The organism is Prevotella pectinovora (genome assembly GCF_000834015.1).
GTDB classification, from domain to species: domain Bacteria; phylum Bacteroidota; class Bacteroidia; order Bacteroidales; family Bacteroidaceae; genus Prevotella; species Prevotella pectinovora.
In genome coordinates this window covers 1-1,906 of the sequence record NZ_JXQI01000061.1, presented here as the reverse complement: position 1 = coordinate 1,906, position 1,906 = coordinate 1, and the positions used below count along the sequence as shown (strand labels likewise).

Sequence of the window (1,906 nt, the reverse complement as noted above, 5' to 3'; positions counted from 1 at the left end):
TTACGTATTGCAGAATGGTAAGTGCACTAATTTTGCCAATGATTCTGGCAAACAAACCATTCGTTATTTTCGCGTAGTTCCTGATGACCAGGAACTGGTCTGTAAGTTGTGAGAATATTGTCTCAATACCTGTTGGCGGAATTAATTTTCCTCTCCGCCATCCATTTCCATGGCAATCCTCTTGCGCAGTTCCTCACACAGGCCTGCCGTTTTCTTCCTGCGGTCATTGAACTGTCTCCTTGATATGAGATTGGGAATGTTGTCCTTGTATTCTTGCAATTTATAGTCGAACAACCACTTCTCACTATCAATGCTCTCGGTCTCTGCCGTCAGGGATAGCGCCACCACTTCCAAATCCGAAAACTTGGGAACAGGACCACGACGTGGAACATTACCCGATTCATTGACGAGATTTTCAGAGAATTGCTTGCATATCTCAAGTATTTTGACGAATTTTGTATAAAGGTTGTACATACGATGGTTTGAACTTAATGTTTTGATCACCACTAAGTTACTAAAAATCAGCGATATATACAACTTTTTACTCATATTTATCAACTTAAATTAATTCCGCCAACGGGTTAATAGTAGAAAAAGGTGTGTATGAGGTTGGACATTATGGCCAAAACTACAATAAGGTAGTACTTGAATGCAATAAAATGCATTATCATGAGATTTATGTTACGAATTACTGTTAACCTTTTACGTAGTTTTGTGATATGATAATAAATAAACATCTCTCACATTGTTAGTATAAACAAATAGGTAAACAAATGAATCAGATTGATCAAGATTTCGTTTATAACAGGTATCCAAAAAACGAACACGATGTTCAAATGTTGGATAGTTATAGGAAAGCCCTTAAAGGCAGTGAACTACAAAGTGATTCACAGCTATTAAGATTCCTTCCTATTGATGAATCAAGTTGCATCGATAATGAAGATGTTCAACGGCTCACACATTTCGGATTTATGGCATTAAGTATAGATAATGATTTCATGAACAACTATTACCGAAAATGGTGCCTACACATCATGGGAATAGATCTGAAAGCGATTCTTAGTTCGGATGATTCAATAAGGCTTTTACGTGCCAGTCTTATCGAATTTGCCATCTTAGGTTGCATTGAGGCTCAACATCTGATGAGTAAGTTGGATGAGTTATTTGGGAACGATGATGCTTTTGTGGAGTCTATAGTCAATAAACGCTGCCCCAATCTACAGCGATTCTTAAATGCTCATTCTGGTGCAGGTAGAGGTGTGAATATTGGAGAAGAAGTCAGTTCCTATGAACAGGCATTGAAAGAAATCAAGGCTGGTTGTAAAACGACTCACTGGATCTGGTATGTTTTTCCACAAATGGCTGGTATAAAAGGGACCCATAGTCGTCCCGCTTTATTCTACGGGATAAATGGTCGTATGGAGGCTTATCAATATATTAATCATCCGACTTTGCGAAAACGCTTGATTGAAGTCTCAGAAGCTGTTTTGAATAACACAAGAACAGTCTATGAGATATTCGGTAATGATACTATGAAGGTGAGGTCATGTATGTTGTTGTTCTCTACGGTATCAGATATATCAGTCTTTAAGCAATTGATGAGAAAATACAGATGGATGTAAAAGTTGTTTATAATTACTTACCTGTTGGCGGAATTAATTTAGTGCATACTTAATTCTGCCAATGGGCTTGTCGTTAATGAAGTTTACGTATTGCAGAATGGTAAGTGTACTAATTTTGCCAATGATTCTGGCAAACAAACCATTCGTTATTTTCGCATAGTTCCTGATGACCAGGAACTGGTCTGTAAGTTGTGAGAATATTGTCTCAATCCTCTTTCTTGCCTTTGCAAACGGAATGAATGTCGGTTTCCAGTCCTTTTGGTTGAGCCGATACGGACACTCCA

The 1,906-nt window shown here is 38.0% G+C and carries 1 protein-coding gene and 2 pseudogenes; 1 reads left to right on the top strand and 2 read right to left on the bottom strand.

Features of this window, described 5'->3' with window-relative positions; all coding sequences use genetic code 11:
• Positions 1-549, bottom strand: a pseudogene (locus tag ST42_RS08040) (IS982 family transposase); the annotation flags it as partial.
• 224 nt (positions 550-773) lie between these two features.
• Between ST42_RS08040 and ST42_RS13860 the strand changes: the two are divergent.
• A complete protein-coding gene (locus ST42_RS13860) occupies positions 774-1,622 on the top strand; it encodes a DUF1810 family protein (protein WP_156137028.1) in 849 nt (282 codons plus the stop codon).
• 33 nt (positions 1,623-1,655) lie between these two features.
• Here ST42_RS13860 and ST42_RS08030 read toward each other — a convergent pair.
• Positions 1,656-1,906: pseudogene (locus tag ST42_RS08030) on the bottom strand (IS982 family transposase); the annotation flags it as partial.